Raw genomic sequence first — 562 nt, forward strand, 5'->3', positions numbered from 1 at the left:
CGGATGGTGGCGCTGCCGATTCTGTTCCCGTCGCTGCTGGGCACTTTCGCGCTGCTGTTTGCCAACAGCTTTGGTGCGGTGGCGACGGCCTATGCGCTGACCGGCTCGTCGCTGTCGATCGTGCCGATCATGCTGTTTGCGCAGATCAGGGGCGATGTGCTGCAAGACCCGCACCTGGGCTATGCCATGGCTTTCGGCATGATCGTCGTGACCGGGCTTGCGAACCTTGCCTATGTCATCATGCGCACCCGGGCCGAGAGGTGGATGCGATGAAACGGGTCTGGTCCTGGGCCGCGCTGATCCTTGGCGGCCTTTATTTTCTCTTGCCGCTTATCGGTACGATCGAGTTTTCGCTACGAATGCGGCGCGGGGAATATTCGCTGGATGCCTATCGCTCGGTGCTGTCGGACGCGAATTTCCGTGCCACTTTCAGCTATTCGGTGGTGATGGCGCTGCTGACCATCGTGCTGGGGGTGCTGATCGTCGTGCCGACCGCCTATTGGGTGCGGCTGCGTCTGCCCCGCCTGCGGCCGGTGATCGAGTTCATCACCCTGCTGCCTCT

2 pseudogenes are annotated in these 562 nt (G+C 61.9%); both read left to right on the forward strand.

The features are described 5' to 3' along the window. Positions 1-273: pseudogene (locus PKE99_RS39405) on the forward strand (ABC transporter permease); the annotation flags it as partial. After that, a pseudogene (locus tag PKE99_RS39410) lies at positions 270-562 on the forward strand (ABC transporter permease); the annotation flags it as partial. The pseudogenes PKE99_RS39405 and PKE99_RS39410, both read left to right, overlap by 4 nt.

It is taken from the genome of Pseudonocardia halophobica, from assembly GCF_027922425.1.
Taxonomy (GTDB): Bacteria; Actinomycetota; Actinomycetes; order Mycobacteriales; family Pseudonocardiaceae; genus Pseudonocardia; species Pseudonocardia halophobica.